This is a genomic window from Granulicella sibirica, assembly GCF_004115155.1.
Classification (GTDB): domain Bacteria; phylum Acidobacteriota; class Terriglobia; order Terriglobales; family Acidobacteriaceae; genus Edaphobacter; species Edaphobacter sibiricus.
In genome coordinates, this window is record NZ_RDSM01000003.1 from 237,175 (window position 1) to 252,449 (window position 15,275).

At 61.7% G+C, this 15,275-nt stretch carries 11 protein-coding genes; 6 read left to right on the forward strand and 5 right to left on the reverse strand.

The genetic code is table 11. The features are described 5' to 3' along the window. The first annotated feature begins 72 nt into the window (after nucleotides 1-72). Entirely contained in the window at nucleotides 73-1,098 is a 1,026-nt protein-coding gene (locus GRAN_RS17820) for a ThuA domain-containing protein (protein WP_128914406.1), read from the forward strand. A 10-nt stretch (nucleotides 1,099-1,108) separates the two neighbouring features. Here GRAN_RS17820 and metH read toward each other — a convergent pair whose 3' ends face one another. Together metH and GRAN_RS17830 are read right to left on the reverse strand one after the other, a co-directional pair. Beyond that, nucleotides 1,109-3,820, reverse strand: a complete 2,712-nt coding sequence (metH, locus tag GRAN_RS17825) for a methionine synthase (protein ID WP_128914407.1) — start codon at nucleotides 3,818-3,820, stop codon at nucleotides 1,109-1,111. After that, on the reverse strand, nucleotides 3,817-4,929 hold the full coding sequence (locus GRAN_RS17830) for a homocysteine S-methyltransferase family protein (RefSeq protein ID WP_128914408.1): 1,113 nt from the start codon (nucleotides 4,927-4,929) through the stop codon (nucleotides 3,817-3,819). The genes metH and GRAN_RS17830 overlap by 4 nt, the downstream gene beginning before the upstream one ends. A gap of 269 nt (nucleotides 4,930-5,198) precedes the next feature. Here GRAN_RS17830 and GRAN_RS17835 point away from each other — a divergent pair, with 269 nt between their 5' ends. The 5 genes from GRAN_RS17835 to GRAN_RS17855 all read left to right on the forward strand — a co-directional run bounded on the left by GRAN_RS17835 (nucleotide 5,199) and on the right by GRAN_RS17855 (nucleotide 12,604). Then, entirely contained in the window at nucleotides 5,199-7,430 is a 2,232-nt protein-coding gene (locus GRAN_RS17835; protein ID WP_128914409.1) for an outer membrane protein assembly factor BamB family protein, read from the forward strand. A gap of 27 nt (nucleotides 7,431-7,457) precedes the next feature. Beyond that, nucleotides 7,458-8,705, forward strand: coding sequence for a nucleoside permease (locus GRAN_RS17840; RefSeq protein WP_128914410.1), 1,248 nt, complete (start codon nucleotides 7,458-7,460; stop codon nucleotides 8,703-8,705). Between the two features lie 69 nt (nucleotides 8,706-8,774). Then, complete coding sequence (locus GRAN_RS17845; protein WP_128914411.1) at nucleotides 8,775-9,914, forward strand: sugar phosphate isomerase/epimerase family protein; 1,140 nt, start codon at nucleotides 8,775-8,777, stop codon at nucleotides 9,912-9,914. Between the two features lie 93 nt (nucleotides 9,915-10,007). Beyond that, a complete protein-coding gene (locus tag GRAN_RS17850; protein ID WP_206662804.1) occupies nucleotides 10,008-10,907 on the forward strand; it encodes a c-type cytochrome in 900 nt (299 codons plus the stop codon). A gap of 47 nt (nucleotides 10,908-10,954) precedes the next feature. Then, nucleotides 10,955-12,604 (forward strand): acido-empty-quinoprotein group A, encoded by a 1,650-nt coding sequence (locus GRAN_RS17855; RefSeq protein WP_241654918.1) that lies wholly within the window; start codon nucleotides 10,955-10,957, stop codon nucleotides 12,602-12,604. Between the two features lie 24 nt (nucleotides 12,605-12,628). On the opposite strand, the gene GRAN_RS17860 is transcribed toward GRAN_RS17855, so the two are convergent. The 3 genes from GRAN_RS17860 to GRAN_RS17870 are packed head-to-tail and all read right to left on the reverse strand — an operon-like array spanning nucleotide 12,629 to nucleotide 15,193. After that, a complete protein-coding gene (locus GRAN_RS17860) occupies nucleotides 12,629-13,477 on the reverse strand; it encodes a sugar phosphate isomerase/epimerase family protein (protein ID WP_128914414.1) in 849 nt (282 codons plus the stop codon). After that, nucleotides 13,465-14,448, reverse strand: coding sequence for a Gfo/Idh/MocA family protein (locus tag GRAN_RS17865; protein WP_161571027.1), 984 nt, complete (start codon nucleotides 14,446-14,448; stop codon nucleotides 13,465-13,467). Before GRAN_RS17865 ends, GRAN_RS17860 begins: the two co-directional genes overlap by 13 nt. 19 nt (nucleotides 14,449-14,467) lie before the next feature. After that, nucleotides 14,468-15,193, reverse strand: coding sequence for a 3-keto-disaccharide hydrolase (locus GRAN_RS17870; protein WP_128914416.1), 726 nt, complete (start codon nucleotides 15,191-15,193; stop codon nucleotides 14,468-14,470). Nucleotides 15,194-15,275 lie beyond the last annotated feature (82 nt).

Below are 15,275 nucleotides of genomic sequence, written 5' to 3' on the forward strand. Positions count from 1 at the left end.
ACCGTTGGTCTTCTTTATGATCTCTTGCGGTTTATAGCTGGGAAACCCGATGTTGGATGGAGCTTCATGCGAATGTTCGAAGGAAAATGTGCACGTTTTGCTGCTGCCTCGATGGCTGCTGTCTGCCTGATCGCAATGCCCAGCCTGGCGCAGACGCCCGCTGCGACTCCGCCGGCGCGTCCTGCTCCGGAACCGTATAACGGCAACCGGCCGCAGAGCATCAAGGACGGCGTGCAGATCCAGAAGGCTTATCGCGAGGACATGGTCGCAATGGAAGACGCGATTCCGACCAAGGCTCCGGCGACCCCGAAGCAGCCGCGCAAGGTTCTGGTGCTGTGCAAGGCGGCGGGGTTTGTCCATTCCTCGATTCCACTGGCGGCCGAGACCGTGAAGGCCATGGGCGAGAAGACCGGAGCGTATGCGACCACGATCAGCTACGACTCTGCCGACATTACGGCGGCGAACCTGGCGCAATATGACGCGATCTTCCTCGACAGCACCACGCTTGCTTTTCTTGATGATGCGAACGACGCCGCGGCTACCGAAGCGCGGCGCAAGGCTCTGATGGATTTCGTGCGTGGTGGCAAGGGGCTGGTCGGTATTCACGCTGCTGTCGATACGTACCATACCTCGTCCCGATCGGAAGACTCGGCGCCGACGGGGACGTGGCCTGAGTTCAACACCATGATTGGTGGCTACTTCAAGTTTCACTGGGTGTATCCGCAGGCGCTGACGGTGAAGATCGACGATCCGAAGAGCCCGCTGACGGCGATGTTCCATGGTCAGGAGTTTCAGATTCACGATGAGACCTACACCATGGTGCAGGACTCGTTCTCACGCAAGCGAGTGCATGTGCTGACGAGCATCGACTACTCGAAGATGAGCGATGAGGATAAGGCGAAGGAGAAGTTCAAGCGCACCGACGGCGACTATGCGCTGAGCTGGATCCGGCATGAGGGCAAGGGCCGAGTGTTCGTCGAGGTGCTTGGGCATAGTGAGCATATCTATGCCAACACACCGATGATGGAGCACGTGCTGGCCGGAATCCAGTATGCGCTTGGCGATCTGAAGGCGGACGACTCCCCGAGCGCGAAGTAACGGCGTTTGGTTAGCCGACTTCGGCTGGATCGTAGTTCAGGTTGGGGCCGAGCCATCGTTCGGCCTCTACCAAGCTCATTCCCTTGCGCTCACAGTAGTCTTCGACCTGGTCCAGGGCGATCTTGCCGAGCGAGAAGTAGCGCGAATTCGGATGGGCAAAGTAGATTCCGCTGATGCTTGAACCGGGCCACATGGCGAAGGATTCGGTGATCTGGATGCCGGCGTTCGCCTCGACGTCGAGTAGCTTCCAGATAGTGCCCTTTTCGGTGTGATCGGGGCATCCGGGATAGCCGGGTGCGGGGCGGATGCCGCGATATTTTTCCTGGATGAGATCGCCTGGAGCAAGGTTCTCGTCGAGGCCGTAACCCCATTCATCGCGGACGAGCTTATGGAGGCACTCGGCGAAGGCTTCGGCGAGACGGTCGGCGATCGCTTCGGCCATGATGGCGTTGTAGTCGTCGTTCTCGGCGCGATAGCGATCGCTGAGTTCCTTCATCCCGATGCCGGTGGTGACGGCGAAGCAGCCGATGTGATCAGGCAGGCCGGTTTCCTTCGGAGCGACGAAGTCGGCGAGCGAACGGCATGGCTCGCTGCCCTCGCGGTTTACCTGCTGGCGCAGGAAGTGGAAGCGGTTGAGAACTTCGCTGCGTGAGTCGGCGGTGTAGAGCTCGATGTCGTCGCCGACTGCTGAAGCGGGAAAGAAGCCGTAGACCGCGCGTGCGGTGAGCAGCTTCTGCTCGATGATGTGCTCGAGAAGCTTCTGGCCGTCGTTGTAGACCTTGGTGGCCTCTGCGCCCTGGCGCTCGTCGTCGAGGATGCGCGGGAAGATGCCTTTGAGGCCCCAGGTGTGGAAGAAGGGGCTCCAGTCGATGTAGTCGCGGAGGGTGGCGAGAGGGAAGTCGTCTAGTACGCGGACACCGGTGAAGGCGGGTGTGGGGATGTCGTCCGCGGTCCACTCGATGGGTGTGCGGCGGGCGCGTGCCGTCTCGATGGGGATGGCCTTCATGCGCGGGGCGAGGTGGGCCTTGCGCAGGGCTTCGTACTCGGCGTGATACTGCCCGACGAACTCTTCGCGGCCGTCTTCGCTGAGGAGGCTTGTGGTGACCGGAACGGCGCGGCTTGCGTCGAGGATGTGGATGACGGGTTCGCTGTAGTGCGGGGCGATCTTGATGGCGGTGTGGGCGCGGCTCGTGGTGGCTCCGCCGATCAGCAGCGGAAGCTTGAAGCCCTGGCGCTCCATCTCCTTGGCGACGTGGACCATCTCGTCGAGCGAGGGCGTGATCAGGCCGCTGAGGCCGATCATGTCGGCCTTTTCTTCGCGGGCTCGGGCGAGAATTTTTTCCGACGAGACCATGACGCCGAGGTCGATCACGTCGTAGTTGTTGCAGGAGAGTACGACGCCGACGATGTTCTTGCCGATGTCGTGGACGTCGCCTTTGACGGTGGCGAGGATGATCTTGCCCTGCGCCTTGACGATCTCACCGGCGGCTTCGAGGGCGGCCTTCTCGGCTTCCATGTAGGGCGTGAGGTGGGCGACGGCCTTCTTCATCACGCGGGCGGATTTGACCACCTGCGGGAGGAACATCTTGCCAGCGCCGAAGAGGTCGCCGACGACGCTCATGCCGGCCATCAGCGGGCCTTCGATGACGAGAAGGGGACGGCCGAGTTTGACGCGGGCCTCTTCGGTGTCGATTTCGATGTAGGCGTCGACGCCGCGGACGAGGGCGTGCGAGAGGCGCTCTTCGACCGTGCCGTGCCGCCACTCTTCGGCCTGCTTCTCGGTGACGACGACGCCCACGTTCTTGAGCTTCTCGCCGAGTTCGACGAGGCGTTCGGTCGAGTCGGGGCGGCGGTTGAGGAGGACGTCTTCAACTAGCACTTTAAGTTCGGGCTCGATCTCCTCGTAAAGCTCGAGCATGCCGGCGTTGACGATGCCCATGTCCATGCCGGCGGCGATCGCGTGGTAGAGGAACGCGGAGTGCATGGCCTCGCGGACCTTGTTGTTGCCGCGAAAGCTGAACGAGATGTTCGAGACGCCGCCGCTGACCTTGGCGTGGGGGAGGTTCTGCTTGATCCAGCGCGTCGCATTGATGAAGTCGACGGCGTAGTTGTTGTGCTCCTCCATGCCGGTGGCGACGGTGAGGATGTTGGGGTCGAAGATGATGTCTTCGGGAGGGAAGCCGACCTCGTCGACGAGGATCCGGTAGGCGCGCTCGCAGATGCGGATCTTCTCTTCGAAGGTGGCGGCCTGGCCCTGCTCGTCGAAGGCCATGACAACGACGGCGGCGCCGTACTTGAGGACCTTGCGGGCGTTCAGCCGGAACTTGTCTTCGCCTTCCTTGAGCGAGATGGAGTTGACGATGCCCTTGCCCTGCAGGCATTTGAGACCGGCCTCGATCACCTCCCACTTCGAGGAGTCCACCATGAAGGGGACCTTGGCGACCTCGGGCTCGCTGGCGAGGAGTTGCAGGTAGCGGGACATGGCGGCGACGCCGTCGATCATGCCCTCGTCCATGCAGATGTCAATGATGTTGGCGCCGTTTTCGACCTGCTGGCGGGCTACGCTGACGGCGTCTTCGTACTTGCCTTCTTTGACCAGCCTGGCGAACTTCGGCGATCCGGCGACGTTGGTGCGCTCGCCGATCATGATGTACACGCCGGGCTGCTGGGTGAAGGGCTGGGAGCCGGAGAGGCGGAGAGGCTTCGTTTCTACGACGCTCAAGCTGCTACCCCGACCTGTGTCCCGTTCGGTCCGAGCACGCGCGGAGCCTTGCCTTCCAGAGCCTTGGCGATCGCGGCGATGTGCTCGGGCGTGTTGCCGCAGCATCCTCCGGCGATGTTGATGAGGCCGCCCTTGGCGAAGTCGCCGAGGTAGCGGGCCATGTCGGGCGGGCCGAGGTCGAAGCCGGTCTCGGAGAGCGGGTTGGGCAAGCCGGCGTTTGGGTAGCAGGAGATGGCGACGTCAGCCTTGGCCGAGAGCTCTTCGAGGAAGGGGTACATGAGGTCCGGACCGAGCGAGCAGTTGAGGCCGACGGAGAGTGGCTTGACGTGCTTGACGGCGTTCCAAAAGGCTTCGGTGGTCTGGGCGGAGATGAGCGTCTCGCCGCCACGGCCTACGGCTGCCGAGATCATGACGGGAAGCTCGGTGCTGTCTTCGTCGAAGACGTCACGGATGGCGACGAGGGCGGCCTTCGCGTTGAGCGAGTCGAAGATGGTCTCGACGAGCAGGAGGTCGGAGCCGCCGGCGATGAGGGCGCGGATCTGCTCCATGTAGGCGATGCGGACTTGGTCGAAGGTGACAACGCGGAAGCCTGCGTCGTCGGCGTCGGGGGAGTTCGAGAGGGATACGGTCAGCGGGCCGATGGCACCGGCGACGAAGCGCTGGCGGCCGGTCAGGTTGGCGACGCGGTCGGCCTCCGCGCGGCACTGGCGGGCGGAGGTCTCGTTGATGTCCCAGGCGAGCTGCTGGAGGAACTTGTCTTCGATGATCGCCTGGTAGAAGGCCGGGTCCTTACGGCCGCCGTGCTCGCGGGGGTCTTCGACGAAGAACTCGCTCTGCGTGATGGTGGTCGCGCCGAAGGTGTTGGTCTCGATGATGTCCGCGCCGGCCTCGAGGAAGCGGCGATGGATGTCGGTGATCATCTTCGGCTGCGTGAGCGAGAAGAGGTCGCCGTTATTCAGCAGATCCTTGGTGGAGTCCTTGAACCGTTCTCCGCGGATGTCCGCTTCCTTCATGCCGTAGGTGCGGATGGTGGTGCCCATCGCGCCGTCGATGATGGCGATCCGGTTGGCGAGAATCTTCTGCAGAGGATGTTGGCTGGCTGTGGTCATGTCTCCCCGAGGTCGCTTTCCGCCGGGCGATTTGGCATCGCGGGCGCGCCGCTCCGAGGGGTGGCTGATTGCTCAGCAGTGGAGTGGCCACGCTGAGAGGCGCCTCGGGCGCAACCTCCATTATAGCGATTCGGCGGGCACGGAGTTACTGGATGGTCGGGGTGAGCGGGATATGCCGGGCTCCCTGCATTGGAGAACGACGTGAGATAGTGCTACGAGAGACTCAAGCACAGTATCGAGACATCCGAAATCTATGGAGATGCTGCCCCATGCCTGACGGAACGCCGTCGCAGCCCGTTTCCGGGAACCGCTTGCCTTTGCGCAGGGTTTTGCCTGCCGCGCTGGCGCTTGTCGCCTGTGCCCTAAGCGGCGATTCGGCCTTCGCGCAGACGGCCTCTGCGCATACGACTTGGCGGGAGTATGGCGGGTCGGCGGATGGGTCGCAGTATTCGGCACTGAAGGAGGTCGACCGCTCGAACGTGAGCAAGCTGCAGGTTGCCTGGACCTACCGGACCGGAGATGAGCGGAAGTACTCGTTCAATCCGCTGGTCGTCGATGGGGTCATGTACGTGCTCGCGAAGAGCAACACGATCGTCGCGCTCGATGCCGGGACCGGCAAGGAGATCTGGGTCCATGAGACGGATCCGAAGACGACCTTGATCACGAATCGGGGGATCAACTATTGGGAGAGTTCGGACCGGTCGGACCGGAGGCTTCTGTTTGCGGTCCGCAACGAGTTGCAGGCGATCGACGCGCGGACGGGTAAGTCGATTGCGACGTTCGGGACCAATGGGCGGGTGGATGTGCGTGAGGGGCTGGGGCGCGCGCCGAAGAGCCTGACGCTGGTGCAGTCGTACAACCCAGGGCGCGTGTTTGGCGACCTGCTGATCCTTGGGTCGGCGACGAATGAGGAGTACGACTCTGGCCCGGGCGACATTCGCGCCTATAACGTCATTACCGGCAAGCTGGCGTGGACGTTTCACACTATTCCGCACCCGGGCGAGATTGGCTATGAGACGTGGCCGAAGGATGCCTGGAAGACCGTGGGCGGGGCGAACGACTGGGCCGGGATGGCGCTCGATGAGAAGCGTGGGATTGTCTACATCCCGACAGCTAGCCCCAAGTACAACTTCTACGGCGGCAACCGGGCGGGCGCGAACCTCTTTGGCGACTGCCTGATTGCGCTGAACGCGCGCACGGGAAAGTTGGTGTGGTATTTCCAGATGGTGCATCACGATATCTGGGATTACGACAACGGGACGACTCCGATGCTGGCTACCGTCCGGCATAACGGGAAGATGGTCGATGTCGTGGCGCAGGCCGGCAAGGTGGGGTTTGTGTGGGTCTTCGATCGGGAGACCGGTAAGCCGTTGTGGCCTGTCGAGGAGCGACCGGAGCCGAAGTCGGATGTTCCGGGCGAGCAGACCTGGCCGACGCAGCCGTTTCCGACCAAACCTCCGCCGTTTGCACGGCAGACGTTCACGGCCGACGACCTGAGTCCATTTCTCGAGGCGGACGAGCGAGAGCAGATTACGAAGCAGATGCAGGCTGCCAGGAATCATGGGCTGTTTACGCCGCCGGGGCTCGGCGATACCGTCGAAATGCCGGGAAATAATGGCGGCGCGAACTTTGGCGGCGCGGCTGTCGATCCGACGAACGGCAACATGTACGTCATCTCAAAGGATCTTCCGGCGATGCTGAAACTTGAGCTGGCGACGGCAGTCTCGCATGCCGGGTCTCCCGAGGCGCAGGGGCGTTCGATCTTCGCAGCGAACTGCAGCATCTGCCATGGAGCCGATCGCGCGGGGAAGCCACCAGCGATTCCGTCGCTGGTCGATGTAGATTCGAGGCTGGGCAAGGACCGGATTGAGAGCGTTGTGAGGCATGGGCAGGGTCCGATGCCGGCGTTTGCGAAGCTGTCGGACGCGGACCTGCATTCGCTGCTGGCGTACCTGGCGAAACCCGATCTTGCGCCAGCCACGGAGGCTCCGGTGCAAGCTGCTCCTGCGGATGCGGCTCCGGGCAGCGCGCACTATAAAAGTGGCTTCGGCTTCATGTTCGCGAGAAGCGGGCTGCCCGTGATCGCGCCGCCCTGGACGACACTCACAGCCTACGACCTGAACACAGGGACGATCCGCTGGCAGGAGCCGCTTGGAGTGGTTCCTGAGCTTGCGGCCAAGGGCTTCACCGACACGGGCTCGCAGTTCCCGAAAGTCAACCCGGTCGTAACGGCCGGGGGCTTGATCTTCACCGGGACGCGCGACCGCAAGGTGCGGGCCCTCGACTCATCCACGGGGAAGGTGCTTTGGGAGGCCGAGGTGCCCGCCGCGCTCGAAGGGATGCCCGCGATCTACGAGGTCGGCGGGAAGCAGTTCATTGTCTTCTGTGCAGCGGCACAGGCAACCACGTACACTCACAACGTTCCTGGACATGCAGCTTCCACGGACCCTATTCCGGGCGCGTACGTTGCGTTTGCTTTACCCGGCACGTCAACCAATTAGAACGGCTTTCACCATGGGACATCGCTCATGAACATGCAGATCAAAGTTCGTCTTGGCATCATGATGTTTCTGGAGTACTTCATCTGGGGCGCGTGGTACGTCACGGTCGGCACCTGGCTCTCGACGACGCTTCACTTCACCGGGCAGCAGGTGGGCCTCATCGCGGGCAGCACGGCTGTCGGTGCCATCGTTGCCCCGTTCTTCGTGGGGCTGATCGCGGACAAGCTCTTCTCGACCGAAAAAGTTCTTGCCACGTTGCATATCGGGGGAGCGGTATTGCTGTTCTTTGCCTCGCGGCAACTGAGCTTTACCTCCATCTACGCGGTGATTCTGCTGTACTGTCTTTGCTTCATGCCGACGCTGGCGCTGACTAATTCGCTGTCGTTCCGCCTGATGAGCGACCCCAAGATCGAGTTCGGCCCGATCCGGGTGCTCGGGACGGCTGGATGGATCGTCGCCGGACTTGGTATCGGCGCGATGAAACTCGAAGCGACGACGCACCCGCTTGAGATCGCTGCTGCCGTTTCAGCGTTGATGGGCGTCTACTGCCTGTCGCTTCCGCACACGCCGCCTCTGGCGCGGGACGGCAAGTTCTCTATCGGCAGTCTGTTTCCGCGCGAGGCGATCGCTCTTCTAAAAGAGCGGTCGATGGCCGTCTTCGCGATCGCCTCGTTCTTGATCTGCATTCCACTGCAGTTCTACTACGCCTTCACGAACCTCTTTCTCAACAAGACGGGAGTCGTGAACGCGGCCGGCAAGATGACCGGCGGGCAGATGTCGGAGCTCTTCTGCATGCTCCTGATCCCGTGGTTCTTCCGCAGGCTCGGCGTGAAGTACATGCTGGCGGCCGGCATGTTTGCCTGGGTGCTGCGGTACCTGCTATTCGCGTACGGCAACGCGGGACCGGGTGTGTGGATGTTCTGGCTCGGCATCCTGCTGCACGGCATCTGCTATGACTTCTTTTTTGTCACCGGCCAGATTTATATCGATCGCAAGGCATCGTTGGCGCTTCGTGCGGCGGCACAGGGACTTATCTCGTTCATCACGTATGGCCTCGGGATGTTCGTTGGCTCGTGGCTCTCCGGTCTCGTGGTCGATCACTACGCGCAGCAGGGCGCGGACGGAGTGGTGACGTACGACTGGCGGTCAATCTGGATCTTTGCCGCGGCGACGTCAGCAGTGGTTCTTGTGCTGTTCCTTGTTACTTTCTTCGAGCGCGAGTCGGGTGAGGTGCGCTCGCCGGCGGCGGAGGGCATGGAAGGGGTTCCGCTATAAGGCAGGCAACGCGGGCCGGTTGTTGAACGCAGGACAACAGGATGAGAACAGGATACGGAGAGCGTGCATATGACCTCAGGCGACGGAGTGCGCGGCAGTCTCGACCGACGGAAATTCCTACGGGATGCCGGCGGGAGCCTGGCGGCGGGCCTCCTAGTGGCATCCTCCACGACACCCGCCGGTGCGCAGATTGCTTCCGAGCCCATCACGCATGGCGGGGCCGCGCGTCCTCTGACCGACCAGGAGAAGGTCAAACGCATCGCATCCAACAGCTACCCCATCCGCTGGATCTTCAAAACGCACAGCAATGTGGGCGATAAAGCAACTGTCGCCGACATGAAGAAGAAGTATGGCGAGATCACCATGCTCGACTACCCGGAGTTCACGAAGAAGACCTTCCCGGGTGTCACAAAGATGGATCTGTGGTCCAGTCTCTTCGGCGACCCGACAGACGACAGCCAGTATGTGAAGAGCACCATCCTTGGCTATGACGGCAAGCCGCGCGAGATCTCCGAGTTCGACCCTTCGACCATGTCAGGCAGGAAATGGCTGGAGACGATGGCGAACAAGCAGATGACGACCGGGACGCAGTGTCATCACATCTCGAACAACGCTCCACGGGATATCTGCGAACTCGATCCAGCCAAGCGGAAGGCAGGTGTCGAGGTGGCGAAGAAATGGCTCGACGGCGCTGCCTTGCTGGGTGCGAAGTCCATGCGTGTGAATAGCGGCGGCCGGCGCATCGCACCGAGCCCGGTTGCCGACCCGACAAGCTATCCGAAGAACCCCGACCTCGAGGTCTATCTCACGAACTGCATCGAGTCGTTCAAGGAGATGGCGGACTACGGTGGAAAGGTCGGCGTGAAGGTAACGCTCGAGAACCACTGGGGGCTGACGGCTAACCCGATCAACATCAAGATCATTATTGAAGAGGTGAACAATCCCTTCTGCGAGGCGTCTCCCGACTTCTGCAACTGGGAGCACAAGTACCTGATGTACCACGCACTCAACGATCTCGCGCCCTATGCCCACACCACCGTGCATGCCAAGTACTGGAATCGCTGGCAGGAGCCGGATGTGCAGCGGAATGTGCGGATTATGCTGAACAACAACTACACCGGCATCTTCGCGCTGGAGTACGAGGAAGGTCCCTGGGATGGGATCGAGGGCGCGAAGAGACTGTATCAAGAGGTCCTGGCGGCGCTCTAGCACGAACCCGCGGTTGATAGCGGTCCATGGCCCGTTTTCGCTTCGGCTCGATCCAGTTACACTGAAATCTCAAGACACTGGAGGCTCATGCGCGTGAAGACGAGATGGGTAGCCGCTGCCCTGTCGGGGTTGTTGGCCGGCTCGGCGTTCTGGACATCAGCTCAGCAGCCTGCACCCGCGGCCCCGCCACAACCGAAGCCCGCGCTGCAGCCGCAGCAGGAAGCTCCGCCGTTGCAGCCGACGACCGGTGGTTTCGCCCGGGGCCAGAAGCGCGCACCCATCGATCCTGCCCTGGCGGCACACGGGAAAGCGCTCTACGCGGTGAGTTGCCAAGCCTGCCACGGGCCAGACCTGCGTGGAGGCGATCTGGGTGGACCCAACCTCCTGCGCTCACAGGTCACGCTGGCCGACCAGGACGGCGAGCTGATCACGCCCATCATTCAAGGCTCACGTCAGGCGATGGGCATGCCAAATATCGGCCTGAATCCTGAGGATTCGAAGGCGGTTGCTGCGTATATTCGCAGCGTGATCGGCCAGATCGGGAGCCAGGGAAAACCGCCGGGCCAGGCGAAGCCACTCAACATCCTCACTGGCGACGCGTCTGCCGGTCACGCTTATTTTGATGCCACCTGCGCGAAATGCCACACGAGCGCCATGAGCCTCAGCGGGATTGCTTCGAAGATCACCGAACCGAAGGCGATGCAGCAGGCGTGGCTCACGGGGGGCGTTCGTGGTGAAAATAGCAGTGCCTCGATCCCGAAGGCTACGGTTATGGCCTCATCGGGTGTGGTTACAACAGGCGCGTTGGTCCACGTCGACGACTTCCTCGTGACACTGAAGCTCAGCGACGGCAGCGTACGAAGTTTTGGACGGCTCGGCGACATGCCGAAGGTGACGATCGACGATCCGCTGCAGGCGCACAAGAATCTGCTTCCGATGCTGACCGATAAACAAATTCATGATGTGACGGCATACCTGGTGACCTTGAAATGATTCGAACGAGATTGCTTCCAAGATTGTCTCTAGGAGCCGCATTTTTATTGTCGCCCGTTTTGCTGATGGGGCAGGGAACCGGGGTTGCGCCGGATGAGTTACTGAAGCCGCTCAAAGACTCGTGGCCGACCTATAACGGCGACTACACAGGCCAGCGCTACAGCGCGCTTGCACAAGTCGACAAGACGACCGTGAAGCACCTGACGCTCGGGTGGATGTCGCAGATGACGCCGGGCGAAGATAAGCCAACTCCGTCCGGCCCGGGCGGTGGGCGGCGCGCGAACATGGTGCCGCAGATCGTTGGCGGGGAAGGCCCGGGCGACATCGTCATTCGTGGCGGATCGATGAAGGGATCCATCCTCGCGATAGACGGCACACTTTATGTCACGATGCCCGATAACGCATGGGCGCTCGATGCCCGTGACGGGCACCAGTTGTGGCACTACTTCTGGAAGACCAAGGGCGGAACCCACATCGGCAACCGCGGCTTCGGGATGTGGAACGGCTATCTCTTCATGGAGACGCCGGACGACTATCTCGTGTCGCTCGAGGCGAAGACCGGCAAGGAACGCTGGCACAAGAAGATCGCCGACGTCGATCTTGGCTATTTTTCGACGCCCGCGCCGATCGTGATCGGCAACCATGTGCTCGTCGGCGTCGGCAACGATATCGACTCGCCGGGCTTTCTCCAGTCCTACGACCCCGAGACGGGGGAGTTGCAGTGGAAGCACTACACCGTACCGATGCAGAAAGGCGATCCTGGCGAGAGCAGCTGGGCGAGTCTCGATGCCGCGCGTCACGGCGGAGCGCAGACCTGGATTACCGGAGCCTACGACCCCGAGACGAAGCTGTACATCTTTGGCACCGGCAATCCAACGCCTGCCTACACCAATGCCCCACGCGGCGCCGATAAGGATAACCTCTTCACGTGCTCGCTCGTTGCGGTCAACGTCGACACCGGCAAGATGGCCTGGTACTACCAGACCTCTCCGCACGACATGCACGATTACGACTCCGCGCAGACCCCCGTGCTCGTCGATGGCACGTTCAACGGCAAGATGCGGAAGATGGTCCTGACGGCCGCGCGCAATGGCTACTTCTTCACCCTGGACCGTGTCACGGGCGAGCATCTTGTTACCAGCAAGTACGGTAAGACGACCGACTGGGCCAAGGGCCTGACCAAGAACGGCAACCCGGAGCATGATCCCGAAAAGGATGCCACCGTTTCGGGTTCGCTGGCTTCACCAAACTCGAGCGGTACGGTGAACTGGCAGCCGCCCGCCTTTTCTCCGCAGACCGGACTCCTCTACACTCCCGAGGTTGATTCGTTCTCCGTCTTCTATCTCACGGATACTGATCCACGCGGTTCGATGGGCCTCGGAGGCCATGAAGAGACGCAGATCGGCTCGGCCGGAAGCTACCTGACCGCGATCGACTATAAGACCGGCAAGGCGGCTTGGAGGCATCGCTACTACGGCGGCGGTATGGGTGGTGGAGTCCTGGCAACCGCCGGCGGCCTGGTCTTCAACGGAGATGGCTCCGGAAGCCTCGTGGCGCATGATGCGGCGAGCGGGGAACCGCTGTGGCACACGCGCATCGGCGACGTCTCGAACGCGCCGCAGACGTTTATGCTCGACGGGCATCAGTACGTGATTGCCGCCACCGGGCAGGCGCTTTGGGCCTTCCTGCTTTACTAGTCTGAGAACGGATACGGGGCCGCCCTACAGCCCCGCGTCGGCCTTCCACTGCTTCAGCCGCTCGACGGCTGCGTGAACGTCGGCAGTCCGTTGCGCGGTGTCTGGCTCCTCGCGCTCGATGCACAGAAGTCCCTGGTAGCCGATCTTCTTCAGCGTTTCGAGGAATCCTGGAAAGCCGACCTGGCCATCGCCGAGCCTGCACTCCGCGCCGAGCTTTCCGCCGCCCACGTTGATCGCTGTCGCGTCCTTGCAGTGCACCGAGATGACATGCGGGCTCAGCATCTCGAGCGCCACCATGGGATCGCCCGATTGATACATGATCATGTTTGCCGGGTCGAAGTTCACCTTCAGATTGTCGCGCTCAACGTTCGCTATAAACGCGAGCAGGATCTCCGCTGACTCCTGACCGGTCTCGAGCACGAAGTTCTGCCCATTCCCCGCGCAGTGATCGCATATCTCGCGTGTGAGGTCGCGCAGATCGACGTAGAGTTTTTCTGTGGGGTCATTGGGGATAAAGCCTAAGTGGCAGGAGACAGCGCCGATGCCGAGCGCATGGCCGAAGTCCGCGACCTCCTTGGTCCTTGCGATGCGCTCGGACCTGTACTCCGGCGTGGTGAAGCCGACGGAACGGTGGATCGTTGCGAGGTCCGCGTAGTCCTCGCCCTTGTAGCTGCATACGGCACTCGTCATGGCAAAGTCTCCGGCGATCAGCCCGGACGACCAGTCTTCTACCGCGCCCTTGCAGACGAACTCAGGTGGCACGCCTAACTGGCCGGCTGTAAGCCCAAATGACTTCAACTGCCCCAGAGAACCGGCGCTGTTTTGTTCGGCCCAGAAGACGAGGCCAAGCTCGAGCGGTGTTATCGCGCGCATGAAAGTCCCTTTCCGTTCTGTTCTCTCGAAGCTCTGAGAAGATTCGCGATCCTGAGCGCCTCGGCCGACTCACTCGGCATGCAGCGCTCCGGCGGGACCTGCTTTGCGCAGCAGTCAGCGAAGTAGGCTATCTCGTCGAGATAGGCGTCTTCCTCCGCTACCTCGATCTGCTCTTCTTTCCCTGCGGTGGTGCGTTGAAGCTTGTCGTCCTTGAAGCTCAGGGAAGTTTCACCGCTCGCGAGCTCGAAGCCATGGGAGAAGGGAACATCGGGCGCAAGCCATCCGCCCTCGATCGTGACGGCGAGACCATCCGCATAGCGCAACGTCCCGCGCATCGTGTCGATCTCGCCCTCGCTCACGGCACTCACCGACTCCGGCATGCCAAAGAGCACAAGCGCCTGGTCGATGTCATGGCTGAGGAGATCGACGATCGCTCCGCCACATAGCTCCTCGCGCGAGAGCCACTCGCTCCACTGCGGATAGCCGGTTCGGCGGCTCAGGGTGCATATGGTGATATTGCTGCGACCTACCTGCTCGACGAACGTGGAGGCATAGCGATACGGAAACATGAAGCGTAGGACCTGGCCGATCATGAACGTCCGTCCGCTCTTCGTGGCTGCTTCCATCATCACGTCGCAGTCTTCGGTCGTGAGCGCCATCGGCTTTTCGCAAAGCACATGCTTCCCAAGCTCGAAGGCACGGAGCGCCACCTGGCGATGCATGGGTGTCGGCAGGCAGATATCGACCGCGTCCAGTTCTGCATCGGACAGCATCTCGCGCCAATCCCCGTACCACTGGACGTGATCGGGAAGGGGGGTGCTCTTCAGATGCTTGAGGTTGCCACGCGCAGGAGCATCGGCAGACGGTCGTGTGCGCGAGGCGACCGAGGTAAGGGTGAGGCCCTGAATGCGCTCGATTGCGGCAACATGAACGCCGCCCATGAATCCGGACCCAATGACGCCTATCTTCATAGTTCCCTGAGGCACAGGCTTAGCGCTTCGAGAGGTCGCGGATCCAGAGATCCTTGAACTGCATGTTGCCCTCGCCGCCTGCATGAAGCTGCAGCGCGATCTTGCCGTCAAAGGAGCTCGGCTTCGGATCAGTGAAGTCAACCATCTGCACGCCGTTCAGACGTGACTTGTAGTGGTTGCCGACGACCTCGACGAGATAGTCGTTCCACTCGCCCATACGCACCACGCCCTCGTTCTCAGGCGACGGCCACACCACCCAGCCGCGGCCATCTTCGGCATAGACACCTGCAGTGTGATGCATCATCTTGCAGTCGATCTCGAACTGCATGCCCTGCGTCGTGTCGACCGAGTTGGGCTTGAAACCGGTATGAAAGAAGACGCCGCTATTGCCGTCGCCGACGCACTTGAAGCGCAGCGACATCTGGAAGTCCTTATAGTCATTCTCGGTCTCGAGATAGCCGTAGGCCTTGGTCAGGCCCTTGCCATGGAGAAGCCCATCCTCAACCGTCCAGCTCTCTGCGCCGATCTTCGTCCAGCCGGTGAGATCGGTTCCATTGAAGAGCTGAATCCAGTCGTTGCCCGGGAGCTTCACTCTCTGTTGCGCGATCAGTACCGCGCCCACAGCCGTCGTAGCCAGCACGAGGGCACCCGCGAGGAAGCGCTTCCGAAGCTTTGACGGCGGAGCCTGAAGTGCGGTGGCCGGCGTCTGCTCCTGGCTTGGGGAGACCTCATGGGAAGTGTGCATGTCGGGCGCTTTCCTTTCAAACAGGTGGCAATTGCTCGAATCCTATCATAGCGATGATGGCGCACTTGCTTGCGGTCGTCTG